Genomic DNA, 15,321 nt, shown 5'->3' with positions numbered 1-15,321 from the left:
TATTTTTTGTACCTTTAGTTGGACTAATAATGTTTTAAGATGCAAGTGTTTCTCTTAGTATATATCATGTTCAGGGCCATCTTCCAGCTGATAGGTTGGGTGATTAAAGGCTTTTTGTATGTCTTGTGGATGATTTTTGGTGGCATTGCCTACTTGGTGAATTATCTGATGGAGCGTAAAACATAAAGCCATACCTCGAAGTGGGAGATATGGCTCTATGCGGTGTGTCAATAAATCATCTGATTGCTCGCTGAAGATTCTCAGCGTGCCGTTCTATCGTGGTCTTTAGTACTTTAGCGTAGATTTGTGTAGTCCGGATGTTCTTGTGTCCGAGCATACGCGATACATTCTCGATAGGTATGTCATGTGCGAGAGCCAATGTTGCGAAAGAATGCCTGGCGACGTGAAAAGTCAACGGCTTGTTCAACTTCAGGGCAGTCTCGATGAGGTGAAGAAAGTCATTTGCCTTCTGATTTGAAATCTTAGGAAGGACAAACTTGTATTTCTTTAGCACTTCCATGGCTGGTCCCAGGATTGGGGTGAAAAACTTCGATGCAGTCTTGATACGGCTTCCATCTATGTAATACAATTTTCCCTGCTGTTCTGTCATTTTTTCAAAATCAAAGGCCTGCACATCACAAAAGGCCAGTCCAGTGTATGCAGAAAAGACGAACAGGTCTCGAACCTTATCTAATTTTTCGTCCAACTTAATCTTTCTCAACTTTTGTAGCTCAGCCTCTGTCAGAGGCTCTCTTTCCTTGCACTCTCCACGTTTGAATTTGACCTGGGTATATGGATCTACTTCAATCTTACCCTCAATATATAATAAGTGAGAATACTTTTTCAGATGTTTGTGATAGGTATGTATTCCGACATCTGATCGCGTACCGTCGTGTAGCCATTCATCAAAAGCCACCAGATTGTTGCTTGTCAGGTCTGTCAGTTTCTGAATCTTGCCAAATCTCTTCAATGCGTCCAGCGTGCATTGCTTGTGTTTTCGAGTACCCTCACTAATATCTTCAGCCTCGATATGCTCTTTCATGTATTCTATGAGGTTGATCGAAGGTTGAACTTTCACCTTGTACTTTGTGGGGGCTATCTTCTTAGGAGAGGAAATGAAGGTAGGCCGTTGTTCTGCACCATAATAATAAGCATCGAAAGTGGCAATTGTCATTTCATTGCCCAGTAGCTCCATAGCTCCGACAATCTGTTCACACTTTCTTCGCTCGGCTTTCACCTGTGGTGAGGAAGCAAATTTTTCCCACTTTTCAGCAGGGAAGTCACCTAAAGAAATGTACTTGCGTTCAGTTCTGCCAAGATAGATGCGTAATTCTACCTTGCCAGAGCCACGTTTCTCTACTTGTTTCTTTCGGTCAAAAATAACCGTTACATTCTCTTTTAGCATAATTTAACTAATTAAATCGGCTAAAGGAGTAATTTTGGGGTCATCATGTACAAGTGGTAACACATTTTTGGGGGGTGGTAACACATATTGGTAACACATTTTGTTCCCGATAGGGCTTTTTAATTCCCGTTACGTCCTGTTAGCCGCAGGTTCAACATTTAGCATAACTTCCTCTAAATGTGCTATTTAGCTAACAAGTGGCTTGTATAAACGGAAAAGAGGACTTCATAGCTGAAATCCTCTTTTTTAGTACTTTGTGACCCGCATGGGGCTCGAACCCATGACCCCAACATTAAAAGTGTTGTGCTCTACCAACTGAGCTAGCGAGTCTAACCATATAGCTTATTTTCTTTAAGCGAGTGCAAATGTACGAATAAATCTTGGAAGACTGTTGTACAAGTGCAACAAATATTGCTATTTTGTCTTTTTTTAACAATCATTGATCGGTTCTGCGCTGTGATGAAACGACAGTAAGTGGAGCCGTATTTCTTGTTTTAATTAGCAGTATCACGGAAGGAAAACACGTGCAATTGGACAGAATCCATATAAATAAGGATTGAATAAATGCTAAAATTAAGATAATTTTGCAACGTTTTATTGACAAAATTAAATCAAAGAATATGAGATTCTACACAAATTTTACAAGTATGTTATTTGCTATTTTAATAGCAATGCCGATGATGGCAGAAGAGAAAGATACCATTAAAGTTGGAGATGACTTAGGAGAGGTGTCTGTTATTGGGTTCAAACAAGAGAGAGCGGCTCTGTCGCCTGTGTCACAATCTTCTGTGGGCAATCTCTACATCCAAAACAATCAATTGGATGGACTACGAGAACTGAGTGGACGAATGGCGAATTTTTACATGCCCGACTATGGTTCACGCCAATATTCTCCCATTTACATTCGGGGTATAGGTTCTAAAACCAGCACGCCGTCGGTAGGTGTGTACGTCGACGGAATGCCATACTTTGACCGGTCTGTGTTAGATATGGACTTATTTGGAATTAGCAAGGTGGAGATTTTGCGTGGTCCTCAAGGTACACTCTTTGGCAGAAACTCTACTGCGGGTCTCATCAACATTTATACTCATTCGCCTTTGGAGTATCAAAACACCATGGCGAAAATAAGTTATGGCTCCTATAACGACATTCAAGCCATGGCGTCTACGTATCAGAAGCTCTCCAATTCTTTCGGTTTTTCAGTGGCAGGCAACTATCATCATAATGACGGTTACTTTATGAACACCTATTTAAATAAAAAAGCGGACCCTATGGATAATGGGACGATAAGAATAGGATTGGCTTGGAAACCTGCGCAGCGTTGGTTGATGCGATATTCTCTCAACTTAGATGTTATCGACCAAGGCGGCTTCCCTTATGCAATCTATGATGCCAAAAAAGATGCACTCAATGAGATTAGTTATGACGAGGCATCAGGTTATCATCGATTTGTGCTTTCAACAGGCATGAATTGGAGATACGAAGGAGATAAATTTAGTTTCAATAGTCAATCTTCCTTTCAGTACAGTAAAGACAAAGTGTCGATGGATCAAGACTTTACCAAGAACCATAGTCTCTTTGTGAGGATGCCGCAACATCAAAACATGTTCAGTCAGGAGTTTACTTTTCGCTCAAAGAACGACCATTGGTACCATTGGATGACGGGCGTTTTTGCCTTTACACAGACTAAAAACTTCGCGACAGCCATCAACTATTTTACGCCTAAACACGCCCTCCGTGCCAAAGGAACGAAAGATAATGAAAACGAAATCCCCGTTAGTGGACTTGCTGCCTATCATGTATCGAGCTTTGATTTATACAAAGGTTTATCGGCATCCTTAGGCATTCGCTATGATTATGAAACTTCTAAGGTTGATAATCAAACTTACTGGACTCCAGAAAACAATCCTTCAGGCAAATCAAAGTTATTGGTTCAGTACAATGAAAAGATGTATTCCAATCAAATTACACCACGATTTACGCTTAAACAACAATTTACACCCAATAGAATGGTTTATCTCACAGTTGCCCGAGGATACAAACCGGGAGGATTTAATGCAGCGAAAGAGAGTGAAGCTGATCGCTCGTATGCGGCTGAATACACTTGGAACTATGAAATTGGCACGAAACTCAATTTCTTAGAAAACCGCCTTTCCTTAGAAGCAAGTGCGTTTTACGTAGACTGGAAAGACCAACAACTCTCTGTCATTGTCCCTACAGTAGGGGCTGTGATACGCAACATAGGACACTCGGACAGCAAAGGATTTGAAGTTTCCCTGTCAGGTCAACCCTTAAAAAATCTCCTTCTTTATGCCAATTATGGATATACTTATGTTCGATTTCTTGCTGCCAATACAGGAAAGAAGCGAGATTACACGGGGAACATCTTGCCTATGGTGCCTCGACACACCGTTTCGCTCAATGCTAATTACTCCTTATACCAGCTTGGCATGTTAGACAGATTGATGTTCAACGCTAATCTCACAGGCATGGGAAAAATCTATTGGCATGAAAACAACGAGAAATATCAACCCTTCTACGCCCTCCTTAATTTGAAGGTAGCCGCCACCAAAGGACATTTTACATGGGAGTTGTGGACAAAAAACACGACTGCCACCAAACACATGGCATACTATTTCGTGTCTTCCCAAAAGATGGGACAGCCCGGAAAGCCTTTCTGTATCGGTACTTCATTGGTGTACACACTCAAATAAATGCAAGCAAAGGTGTTGAAATCAATTTAGAAACGAACAATTCTACGTGTCACCTTGTCTGACACTTTACATCCTGCATCACATTTATGTCAACTCAACACAAGTCACATCTATTAGGAACATTTTTTAGTTTATACATTGCCCAAGCCGTTCCCATGAGTTTTTTCTCAACGGCATTGCAGGTGTTGATGCGCGAACAGGCATTTTCATTGACAACCATCAGTTTGCTGCAGTTGATTAAGGTGCCATGGATTCTCAAATTCCTTTGGTCTCCTTTGGTAGATAGAAAATGTATGAGTGTAAAAGACTACAAGCGGTGGATTATTTCCTCCGAAGTTGTTTACGCTGTCCTGATACTTGGTGCAGGATTATTAAACTTAGAAACCAACATCCAACTGATTATCGTCTTGGTATTCCTTTCACTCATAGCCTCTGCCACACAAGACATTGCGACCGATGCACTGGCTATATTGTGTACGCACAAGGAACAAAAGAGCTTTGTGAACGGCATGCAATCCATGGGAAGCTTTGGCGGTAGTTTGTTGGGCAGTGGGGTGTTGTTAATCGTTTTGCATCATTATGGCTGGAACTTGGTCACCCAATGTCTCAGTGTCTTTGTGCTTTTGGCAATCCTTCCGTTAATCATGAACAAAAAGATTGCGCTTATTCGTCCTAAAGAGAAAAGCCAAAGAGCGAAATGGATTGATTTTATTTGGTTTTTCAACCAGCGTGAAGTTTATCCACAGATTATCTTTTTACTCCTTTATTATGCCAGCATCATGGGACTGCTGTCTGTGGTCCGACCGTATATGGTAGATCTTGGTTACAACATGAAAGAGATTGGTGTCCTCAATGGCATTGTCGGCATCTCGGCAGCCATGGTGGTATCTTATCCTGCCAGTATGCTCATCCGGCGTTTCGGCATCGAGCGCGTGAAGATTCTCTTTGCGGTATTCATCCTCATCGCTACGGTCTATTTCACGATGATTTCATTTTCTTCGCCCACGAAGCCATGGCTCATTGGTGGCATCATGTTCCTTTGGATGTGCTATGGCATGGGAACTGTAGTGGTGTACACTTCTTCCATGTTTATTGTTCGCCAAGGACGTGAAGGAACCGATTTTACCATCCAAATCGTTATTACTCATATCAGTGGTTTGTTAATGGCGCTTATCAGTGGCAATATTGCCGACCGCTTAGGATATCATGGTTTGTTCTGTGTAGAGGCGGTCATTGCTGCCGTGTCTCTGCTCTATGTGATTGTTTTGTTCAAACGTTCAAAAAGGAGTTCACTTCCTCTCAAAAATGAAGATACGCTATGAAACCAACCATTCTCATTACTGCCCCTCAACATTATTCTTCTCGCTTAGAGGCTTCGTTCAAGCGGTATCAAGACCAGGTGAGCGTCGTTCACATCCCGATGGTTCAATCAACTTTCGCTACGAACAACAGGCAGATGCAGGAGTTGTGCACTCATCTTCATGAGTATGATTTTGTGGTTTGCTTGAGTCGAAAAGCCATTGATGCCATGCATTATTATGGACACAATCACGATGACCTCACCCAAACTCAATTCTTGGCTATTGGAAAAGACAACGACTATCTTCAAGATAAATTAGGAGTCACTCCTCCTTTCATTGCCGAGGAGTCCAGTCCGCTCGGCATAGCCCAAGCGTTAGAGGCTCGTGGCTTCACTAAGGGATGCCGCATTGCCGCTCTCTCGCCTGCCTTCGTGGATTTGGAAGAACCTCAAACGGTTCCTGGCTTCATCAAACGACTCAAGGAGTTGAATATTGATGTGCAGCGCATCGATGCTTACGTCAATATGGCTTCCGAACTTTCGGAGCGTAAAAAAGCGTATGATTTGATCATCGACCAACAAATTTCCACCGTGGTATTTACCAGTGGTAGTGAGGTGGTGGCATTCAAAGAAGGTCTCGAAGAAGTGTATGGCACCGATGCCGATAGTGTTCTCGAGTTGATTGATGTTGCCTGCATGGGTCCTTATACTGCAGCGCAAGCAAGGCTGATAGGCTTGAAGGTGGATAAGATTCCCACCAAGTTTCATTCCTTTGACGATTTAACCGCCTATCTCATTGCCTCGAAACCTTAATGCGCAGGCTGCCTTCTCACTTGGTATAGGTGGTCACTAACTTTACACTCTCTTCATTTGTGCGCTTCTGAATCCATTCACGCATTTGATTATTTTGGTCGTTTGTCAGTGGTTTCTTCAATTTGAATTCAGCAATGGCTAAAATGTAAGGTTTGTTTGCTGTGCTATCCAAATTTGCTTCAACAACTGGCGTCAATACAAAAGACTGCACTCCGGGATATAACACCAACATCTCGTTAAACATTTCTGTGCTCAACTTTGAATAAGAGTTCACTTTCTCCAACCTTTGCTGTAAGTCTGTGATTTCAGCAGCTTGCTGTTGCAGTACCTTGATGCTTTGTTCCTGATTTTTCGAAATTGTTAAAAGAGAACCTTCTTCTGGAGCAAATTCGGAGGATTCTGTACCTTGTATGATGGCAAGCTTGAGATGTTTTAGCCGCGAATGTTCGTTCAGCTCCTTTTGTGCTTTCTTCTTTTGCTCAGGCGTAATCTCCTTCCCTAATGCCACTATTTGCAATACGCTGTCGCCATAGAGATGTTGTGAGACCACTTGCGTTCCCTTCCAGTTTAAGCTCTGTCGAACAAAGATATTCAACTGTCTATCAAACAAGCTCGATCGCATCATTCGAACAGTCATATAAGCTGCCGGAATCATTGTTAACACGGCAATGGCGATAATCATACGATGTACAAACTTACACCGTTGAGGGTCCACAAAGTGTTTGCGTCTGAAACGCAATAAGAAGACACCAAAGGTGGTTGCCACAGCAATGAAGACGGTATTGATGAAGTACAATAAAGAAGCGCCCGCAAAAAAGGCTAAGTTCCCCGTAGCAATACCATATCCTGCCGTACATAGCGGTGGCATCAATGCCGTAGCAATCGCCACACCGGGAATCACATTGCCCTTGTCTTTGACAGAGGCAGCCACAATGCCTGCTGCACCACCAAAGAAGGCGATGAGAACATCGTATATGGTAGGCTCCGTACGCGCCAACAACTCTGATTGTACACCTTGGTAAGGTGATAAGAAAAAGTAAATGGTTGCGGTGATAATACCAATAATGGTCGCCACCATATAGTTTTTTACGGCTCGTCTCAACAGCGGTAAGTCATCAATGCCTACCGCTAATCCCATACCCAAGATGGGTCCCATGAGTGGTGAAATGAGCATTGCTCCGATAATAACCGCTGTAGAATTGATATTGAGTCCTAAAGAAGCAATAAACACGGCACATATTAGAATCCAGAGGTTAGCTCCCTTAAAGGTTACTCCTGATGTTATATCTTTAACAACATCCTCTTCCTTCTCACGATTCTCCGACATATCGAAATACTGTCTCAAATATGCCTTCAACGAAACCTTTTCCATTTTGTATAATATCTCGCAGCTATTAGATGGTTCTATTTTGCAAAGATAACAAAATTCAACGAAACTCACCAACAAACTGTCTCATTAACTCCTCTTCTGTCCACCGTTCTTTTTATCGAAGAGTAATGCAATTAAAACAAAGGCTACTGGTTGTTTGTTGTTTTTTGCATCGGAGTTTCACGGATTCTCACGGACGTTGTCCGTGTCATTCCGTGTTCTTCCGTTGCTTTAATAATTTTATTTACTGTCCGTTGCATCGGAGTTTCACGGATATTCACGGACGTTGTCCGTGTCATTCTGTGTTAATCCGTTGCTCTCATCATTTTGTTTGCTGTCCGTTGCATCGGAGCATCACAGATTCTCACGGACGTTGTCCGTGTTGTTCCGTGTTCTTCCGTTGCTTTAATAATTTTATTTATTGTCCGTTGCATCGGAGTATCACGGATATTCACGGACGTTGTCCGTGCTGTTCCGTGTTAATCCGTTTCTCTAATAATTTTATTTGCTGTCCGTTGCAATAACACAATAGGAGTGGATTACAGCCTTGCCACCTCAAAAGCCTGTCGTATTCGATGCGCCATGCCGATGCCGTCTCTGATGTTTCCAGCCAAAATCAAGCCCGGATATTGCTGCTGTATTTGTTCAATGGCAGCGTAGCGTTCGCCACTCGATGCCACGTACTGCGGAATGGCACGCTCGTGCCTGAAGATACGAATGGCATCTGGCTGCACAGACGCAGGCAACTTCAACATACGGTGTAAGGCATCTTCTACTATGGCTGTCAATTCTTCATCTGTCTTCGATAGGAAATCGGGATGTCGCACCCCTCCCAAGAAGAACGAGAGAGTAGCACCACCGAGCGGAGCACGATTTTCGAAGCAACTGGAGGGGAACAGTATGCCCAACACTTGTTGCTTCTCGCACGAGGGTACCAACCCACCAAAAGCGTTAAGGGATACCCCTTGCGTGTCTTTGATGCCTACCCCCACTTGTACGATGGGCGCATAAAACAAATTCGATATCTTGGACATCAACGATTGTTGGATGAAAGGTAGCAGAGCGGGCAGCGCATACGCCCCACAAGTAGTAACCACTTGATGACAGTAAACGGTTTGCGCTTGTCCTAAACCAGTGGTGTACTTCACCACATAACCACCGTCCGTAGGATTGATTTCCACCCCGTCAGCACCAGTGATGAGATGCGTTACACCAATAGCATCGCCCAAGGCATTGACCAAATGACTCAAACCGCCACGTGCAGAAAACACTTTCTTCGTTGCCCGTCGGTCTCTTTCTGTTTTCGGCGCTTTGGCTTTGGCAATGGCTCCACGGATAAAACTACCGTGTTCTTGTTCTAATAGATATAATTTGGGTAACGCAAATCGGGTAACCAATGTCATCGGATTACCAGCATACACGCCCGATACAAAGGGATCTACCGCATAATCGAGATACGATTTCCCCAATCTGCGCGCTGCCAATGCGCCAACGGTCTCATCAGGATTGGTTCCTTTGGCACGAAAAGGCTCTCCCAAGATGCGGAATTTGTCGTACCACGTAAACAATGGTGTGCGCAATCCTCCTATCGGTCCTGCTGGTAAATCGTGAAAACGTCCTCCTTTCCATATCCAACGCCTTTTCGACGATTCGCATGCGGTCTCCATGCTACACTCTTGGTTTAATGCCTCAAACAGTTCTGCCACCTCTGGAAAGGATACCGAACCCGTGTTAGGACCGCTCTCCATGATAAAGTCGCCCACCTGTTGAGTGTGTATCTGTCCGCCTATTCGGGGTTGTTTCTCTATCACTACCACTTCTTTGCCTTTCCGCTTCAACAGAAAGGCGGTGGTGAGTCCTGTTAACCCTGCACCTATCACACACACATCGACGTGTCGTGTGGCTTCTTGGGCAGGCTGATGCTCATGAGTGGGTTTGCTCTCTACGGAGAAGTTGTCTTTATTTTCTGCCATTCTTTTTATCATTATAGGGCGGTTCTATAAATTACCGCCGTAAAGTTTTAGTATATCAGTCAGTTTACGTTTTTGTCATCTTGCGGTCTCTTTTTATATAAAACAGGCTGCGCCTCAACAATTCAAACAAGTTTGATTGTATTCGGCTTGTACTGTTTTTGGTTCAATTTGCTTGCTCGTTCAGTCGTATAGCCCGCTATACTCCTTCACTTACAAACAAATTGACCACAAAAACAGCCTCGCAATCTGACAAAGCTAATTTATAGAACCGCCCTAAATTGCGCTGCTGCGCTCCTCTAAAGTTACTTTTCTTGTGGGTCAGCGATCGTAAAATTCAAATCTCACCACCGCTCACCAATTCATCTTTATATAGGTTTGGAAAATTTTTTATCGGTGTGCGCCATGAGTGGGTCGAGGGTGGCAACCACATTGCGTACAAAGGGCGACCCTGTCTGAGTCATACTGATGCTGTCCTCTCTGAGCTGTATCAAGCCGTCTGCCTCCATCTCTTTCAATTTCTGCTCATCATAGTTTGTGGCTGCCTTCACCTCGGCAGGTGTACACCCAAGGCGCGCCGCAATTTCCGACCAAGAGAAGTGGTAGTTACACATCATTTGCTCTATCACTTCACGCACCATTTGCTCTTGCGTTGTAAGCTCGTAGCCACGATAGGTGTAAGGCTTTCCTGCTTCTATGCAACGGATATACTCCTGAATGTCACGCCCATTTTGTGCGTATGCCGTTTGTAGCTGACTGATAGCTGTCACGCCAAAGGCATACACCTGCCCTGTGGTGCGGCGTGTACAATAGCCTTGAAAATTACGATGCAGCTGTTTTGTTTCCAATGCCACACTCAGTTCGTCGGTAGGTAACACAAAGTGGTCCATGCCAATGCTGCGATAACCTGCCGTATGTAACACTTCTGCTGCCCGTCGATACATCTCTTGTTTGTCATCGTCTTGTGGCAATCCCAATTTTTCGAGTATCAGCTGGCGTTTGTGCACCCATGGCACGTGGCCATAACTGAAAGTCACTATCCTGTCTGGGTGTAAGTTTGCTGCCTGTTCAGCGGCTCGAGCAAACGAGTCGGGGATTTGATAGGGCAAGCCAAACAGCAAATCCATATTCACCGTTGCACCCTGCTGCCGCAGGAGGTGCATAATCTCTTCCACTGGAAGGAGTGACGGACGGCGGTTGACTGCCTTCAACACATGCTCGTCAAAATCTTGAATACCCAAGCTATATCTGTTAAAACCACATTGTGCCAATGCCTCCCAATCTCCTTCTGCCAAGTAGCCGGGATGACACTCTATGGCAATTTCTGGATGTGCTATGGTGGGCATCAACGAGCGCAAGTGTTCGTTGAGCGACTTTAAGTCTGCTATGGGCAATGCCGTAGGACTTCCTCCGCCATAATGTATCTGCGAGATTTGGCGGTTTTGGGTGTCTAAATGACTGGCAATGAGGTCTATTTCTTGGTGCAAGGCATCAACATATCTTCTCCTCATGTCTGGGTTCGCCATGGGGTAGGAGTTACAACCGCAGTAATGGCATAAATGTCTACAAAACGGTATATGCAGATAAAAGGACACCAACGGCTGGTGCGCATGGTGGTTGGAGGCTTCTATGGCAGAGAGATACTGGTCTGTGGTCAGTTCGTGAAAATAGTTGGAGGGGGGATAACTGGTGTACCGAGGCACCGGGACGTTATATTTATCGAGCAATTGCTGATTCATCTTTTTAATTCTCTTGTTTTCTTTGCGGTGTGAGTGCTGCTCTCCCCATGCTCCACGACAATGCGCGGAAGCGTAAGGGCGTTGTGTTCAACACGTTGTCTCGCTCATGGCAACAGGGTGTTTCCCAACAGCAACGGAATGGCGTACTCAACGTAATCGTTTGTATAATGTTTGGTTGCAAATTTACAATAATGTCATTACATGTAAAATCCTATATTATGAGGATATTTCCCCATCGCCTTGCCACGAATACTCGTGCACCTCCGTGCGTCATCTGCGATTGTTAAAAGTGTTAATTGCGTTTTGAAAAAATTGGACAATAGCACTTCCATAATTTGAATATTTGCGAGCAAGGGGAGCATCGGTTGAAAATACGCGAGTTTTGAGCAAGTTTGCAATTCGTTGAAAGCCAACTCTTTGCCAAAAATAAGATTTCATAACGTTGAAAATCGTCTCGTAACCCACTCTTATAAGCGCAAAATAACGCCCTTACTCCATGTGATCAAGGGGCTTGAAAGCATGCTTTAGTCGTGCAAAGTCATTGAGATAGACGCCTTAAAGACATGGAACAACCAAATTGTGACTTTCTAACACGCTAATTCACCCATGTTCACGAGCTATTTTACCCACTTCTGAAGTGTTAAATTTCGGCAATTTATTTTGACAAAACTGTAGAAAATCGTTTGCTTCATTCGCTGTTCAACAACAATCATTTTCTTTTGTTTTAACAACAATCATTTATTTTAACAACGAATTGAACAAAAAAAACAAATCCGATTGCTGCAATCAATGAACGCCAGCGTTCACCAAATGAAACGAATTTAGCACAGATATGCGATAAGTTGATGTCGTCAGATTTGTTCCATTCGTAGAACGCTTGCGTTCATTGTCTTGTTGAGTTGATTCGTGTAATTTGTTAAATTTGTTGTTCAACAACAATTATGTTTATTTGTTCCATTCGCAGAACGCTTGCGTTCATTGTCTTGCTGAGTTGATTTGTGTAATTTGTTAAATTCGTTGTTAACACCCTTCAGTGAAAGAACCGTGTTATTCCGTGTCATTCCGTTGCCACTATGACATTTTCGTTAAATGTGTGTAAAAAATACTCGTTGTACTTGTTACAACCAATATCTTTATGTATCTTTGCAACGAATTGTGGAGTTTCATAAAATCTGGTATTCATCAATTCTTTTCAGGAGTAACGGTTCAACGACATAAAACAACAATTAAATATTATTTAGAATTTATGAAAGAAAATTACAACAACAAGACAAAGCTTCGCAGCGCATGGTTTGCGCTTGTGCTGCTGATGATAACGGCTCAGCCTATCACTGCGCAGAACGCAGCCAAAAGGTTCCAAGTCGGACAACTGTGGTATGAGGTGGTAGATGCCACGGCCAAAACCGTGAAAGTATCATACGCAAACACAGATGTGACAAAGCCAGAGGCAACACGGCAGGTGTTAGCTGATGCAACGGCTGACCTCCCTGACGAGTGGAAAGGCTACAATGGTACGCTGAAGATAAATGCAGTGGACAAGAATGGCAAAAAAGTTGAAACCATAGCAGACGAACTTGCTTATGAAAAGGCTACCGGACAGATTTACACTATTACTATTCCAGATAAGGTCAACTATAATGACAAGGAGTGGACAGTCACAGCCATCGGCTCCTATGCATTCATCAATGAAAGAAGAATCACAAAAATGGTACTTCCTGAAACGATAGAAGCCATTGAAGATGCTGCCTTTTATCAATGCAGTGTCAAGTTGTTGAATTTCCCGACAAGTCTGAAGTACATCGGTTGGCGCGCCTTCTACAAGAGCAGTTTGGAAACTTTCTACCTTAAACCATATAAAGGTAGAAACCCCGCCAAAAAAGGGACATGGGATAGAGTGTCTGGTACAGCGGTTGATATTCCAGGCTCAACTGCCATAGGTCCCCAAGCCTTTGAAGGAATCTTTTCAACGTCAGAGTTTAAGTGCCCGAATATAACATTCGTGGGGTATCAGGCTTTCAAGGGTGCCAAAATTGAGATAACAACAGCCATCCCCGCAACAGCGAAAATTGGCGAACTGCCCGAAGATAACAAAATTAAGGCGATGTATAAGAACCTGCCTGCAGGCACTGACCAACGTTCAGGTGTGGAATCCTTTGCGGAATTCGGTGGCAGTGTAAGTTTGGCTGAAGGTCCAACAACCATCCCTACAGGCATGTTTGAAAAAGCCTTTACCAACTTATCTCATTTTGTCATTCCCTATTCTGTGGTGAATTCCATAGACGAAAGAGCTTTCTCAAATGCTGGTATTCTTAGTTTCAACCCCTTGTCTGAAGTAAAGAAGATTGGTGCAAGGGCTTTCGAAAATGGCATTATGTCAGGTGACTTTGTGATTGGAGACCAAGTTGAGGAAGTAGGCGATGGTGCCTTTGCGGGAAATATTAAATTGGAAGCATTTATCTTGAAGGGTAGTGCTAACTGCAAGATTGGTGCAGAAATTCTTGAAGGTTGCCCCAACTTGGAATATGTAGACTTGCGCAATGTAAAAAATGAAGATTTCAAAAAGAACCTGAAGAATTTGTCACGCGAATTTAATTCAGGTACTATTACAGCAGGTCTGCCAACCCATACCGTCGTTTATCTTCCCGAAGCGCAGGACATCTCCTTTGCGGCAGGTCAGGACGTGAACTTTGTTAAGAGCAACGGCGAATGCACCAAATTGAGCTTGCAGGATGGCATGGAGTATGAGTTTCCTTATGCCTTTACTGCAAAAGAAGCGGTTTATAACCGATGCAACATGACCATTAACAACAAAATGATAGATCGTGGTTACAACACCGCATTAACAGTTGCTCATTATGAAGGAGACAATTCCTTAACCTCCTATCGCGACTTCTCTAAGTTTGCTGATGGCAAGCACTGCTTCACCATCTTCCTGCCATATGCCGTGACACTGCCGGAAGGAATACGCGCATACAAGTTGGACTATAAGTACTCGAAAAAATATTTCACAAATGGTGAGTATTGGGATGAGCAACCTGAGTACCCTTACGGTTATCCAATAGATACACAATTCTATGTTTTCCTACCAATAGAAGACGGCAGCACGCTCGATGCAAACAGGCCTTATCTTCTGCGCATCACCAAAGCAAACGATAAAAACAAAAACTCTAATGCATTTACGGCAAACAACGTGGAGATAGCTAAGTCGCCAACTGATAAGTTTGAAATAAGTAGAGGAGGACGCTTAAAGCCTGTTGGCTTTGCCGCCACGAAGCCTGGGCAGTCTTACAGCTTCCAAGGCAGCACCGAAAAGATTCCTGCTGAGGCTTATGGTAATGATTCAAATAGACCCTGGGTGTTGAACATAGCAACGAAGAATACCATAAATGGATTTAATCAAGAAATTGATGTATGGAAGCAAATGCTATATGTGGATAAGTCACCTGGTGTCATATGTCCCAGCATACCGCCATTCCGTGGTTTTGTTAATCTTTTGCCGGGTGCATCAGGTGCCAAGAAGTTCATGGTGCTCGATGAAAGCAAGACTACAGGTATCAGCGATGTGACAAATGATGCCGATGCACAGCAAGGCGCACAGCGCATATACACCATGGACGGGCGCTATGTAGGTACCAACTTCGACAGTCTGCCATCGGGCATGTATATCATGAAGGGTAAGAAAACATTAAAGACGAAATAAAGATGAACACCATAGATATAAATACAAACAGCACAGCTGGCGTCAGACGCACCTACCTGTCGCCACGCACCGAAATCATCAAAATGAATACAAGCAACCTTGTAATGGGAAGTCCCCTCGAAATACCAATAGACGATCCTGGTGCCACTGATGCCAATGGAAAGCAGTGGCAGGGCGACGACTTGGACTCATGGGACGAAGAGGATGGTAGCAACGATAAGAACTGGGGAAGTGGGTGGTAACCCTCGGCATGCGTGCCGAGAATAGTCCTGCAACTACTCATGACATGAAATAGAGTGGGAGGGAACCAT

10 protein-coding genes and 1 tRNA gene are annotated in these 15,321 nt (G+C 43.6%); 6 read left to right on the top strand and 5 right to left on the bottom strand.

Translation table 11 applies throughout. The annotated features are described in order from the left end of the window. Positions 1–39: 39 nt before the first annotated feature. Positions 40–186: a hypothetical protein gene (locus tag DEM91_RS03705; protein ID WP_249858040.1), complete on the top strand. Its 147-nt coding sequence runs from the start codon at positions 40–42 to the stop codon at positions 184–186. Positions 187–235: 49 nt separating this feature from the next. On the opposite strand, the gene DEM91_RS03700 is transcribed toward DEM91_RS03705, so the two are convergent. Next, the gene (locus DEM91_RS03700) at positions 236–1,405 is read right to left on the bottom strand and encodes a site-specific integrase (RefSeq protein WP_249858039.1); all 1,170 of its coding nucleotides are present in this window, start codon (positions 1,403–1,405) and stop codon (positions 236–238) included. Positions 1,406–1,662: 257 nt separating this feature from the next. Beyond that, positions 1,663–1,735 (bottom strand) — tRNA-Lys (locus DEM91_RS03695). Between the two features lie 290 nt (positions 1,736–2,025). On the opposite strand from DEM91_RS03695, the gene DEM91_RS03690 reads away from it, so the two are divergent. The 3 genes from DEM91_RS03690 (at position 2,026) to DEM91_RS03680 (ending at position 6,232) form a co-directional block, all read left to right on the top strand. Continuing rightward, positions 2,026–4,119 carry a TonB-dependent receptor gene (locus DEM91_RS03690; RefSeq protein WP_249858038.1) on the top strand — a complete coding sequence of 698 codons (2,094 nt, stop codon included), beginning with the start codon at positions 2,026–2,028 and terminating at the stop codon, positions 4,117–4,119. An 86-nt stretch (positions 4,120–4,205) separates the two neighbouring features. Further along, complete coding sequence (locus DEM91_RS03685; RefSeq protein WP_249858037.1) at positions 4,206–5,441, top strand: MFS transporter; 1,236 nt, start codon at positions 4,206–4,208, stop codon at positions 5,439–5,441. After that, positions 5,438–6,232 (top strand): uroporphyrinogen-III synthase, encoded by a 795-nt coding sequence (locus DEM91_RS03680; protein ID WP_249858036.1) that lies wholly within the window; start codon positions 5,438–5,440, stop codon positions 6,230–6,232. The genes DEM91_RS03685 and DEM91_RS03680 overlap by 4 nt, the downstream gene beginning before the upstream one ends. Before the next feature lie 16 nt (positions 6,233–6,248). On the opposite strand, the gene DEM91_RS03675 is transcribed toward DEM91_RS03680, so the two are convergent. From DEM91_RS03675 to hemN, 3 genes are all read right to left on the bottom strand, one after another. Then, positions 6,249–7,604, bottom strand: coding sequence for a DUF389 domain-containing protein (locus DEM91_RS03675; protein ID WP_249858035.1), 1,356 nt, complete (start codon positions 7,602–7,604; stop codon positions 6,249–6,251). Between the two features lie 536 nt (positions 7,605–8,140). Further along, positions 8,141–9,574 (bottom strand): protoporphyrinogen oxidase, encoded by a 1,434-nt coding sequence (gene hemG, locus DEM91_RS03670; RefSeq protein WP_249858034.1) that lies wholly within the window; start codon positions 9,572–9,574, stop codon positions 8,141–8,143. A 365-nt stretch (positions 9,575–9,939) separates the two neighbouring features. Next, positions 9,940–11,310 carry an oxygen-independent coproporphyrinogen III oxidase gene (gene hemN, locus DEM91_RS03665; RefSeq protein WP_249858033.1) on the bottom strand — a complete coding sequence of 457 codons (1,371 nt, stop codon included), beginning with the start codon at positions 11,308–11,310 and terminating at the stop codon, positions 9,940–9,942. Between the two features lie 1,246 nt (positions 11,311–12,556). Between hemN and DEM91_RS03660 the strand changes: the two genes are divergently transcribed. Further along, entirely contained in the window at positions 12,557–15,010 is a 2,454-nt protein-coding gene (locus DEM91_RS03660; RefSeq protein WP_249858032.1) for a leucine-rich repeat domain-containing protein, read from the top strand. 2 nt (positions 15,011–15,012) lie between these two features. After that, positions 15,013–15,252 carry a hypothetical protein gene (locus DEM91_RS03655; RefSeq protein ID WP_249858031.1) on the top strand — a complete coding sequence of 80 codons (240 nt, stop codon included), beginning with the start codon at positions 15,013–15,015 and terminating at the stop codon, positions 15,250–15,252. Positions 15,253–15,321 lie beyond the last annotated feature (69 nt).

The organism is Prevotella sp. TCVGH, assembly GCF_023522295.1.
Lineage (GTDB): Bacteria > Bacteroidota > Bacteroidia > Bacteroidales > Bacteroidaceae > Prevotella > Prevotella timonensis.
Note: the sequence above shows the minus strand (reverse complement) of the source record. Positions and strands in the feature narration are given on the sequence as shown.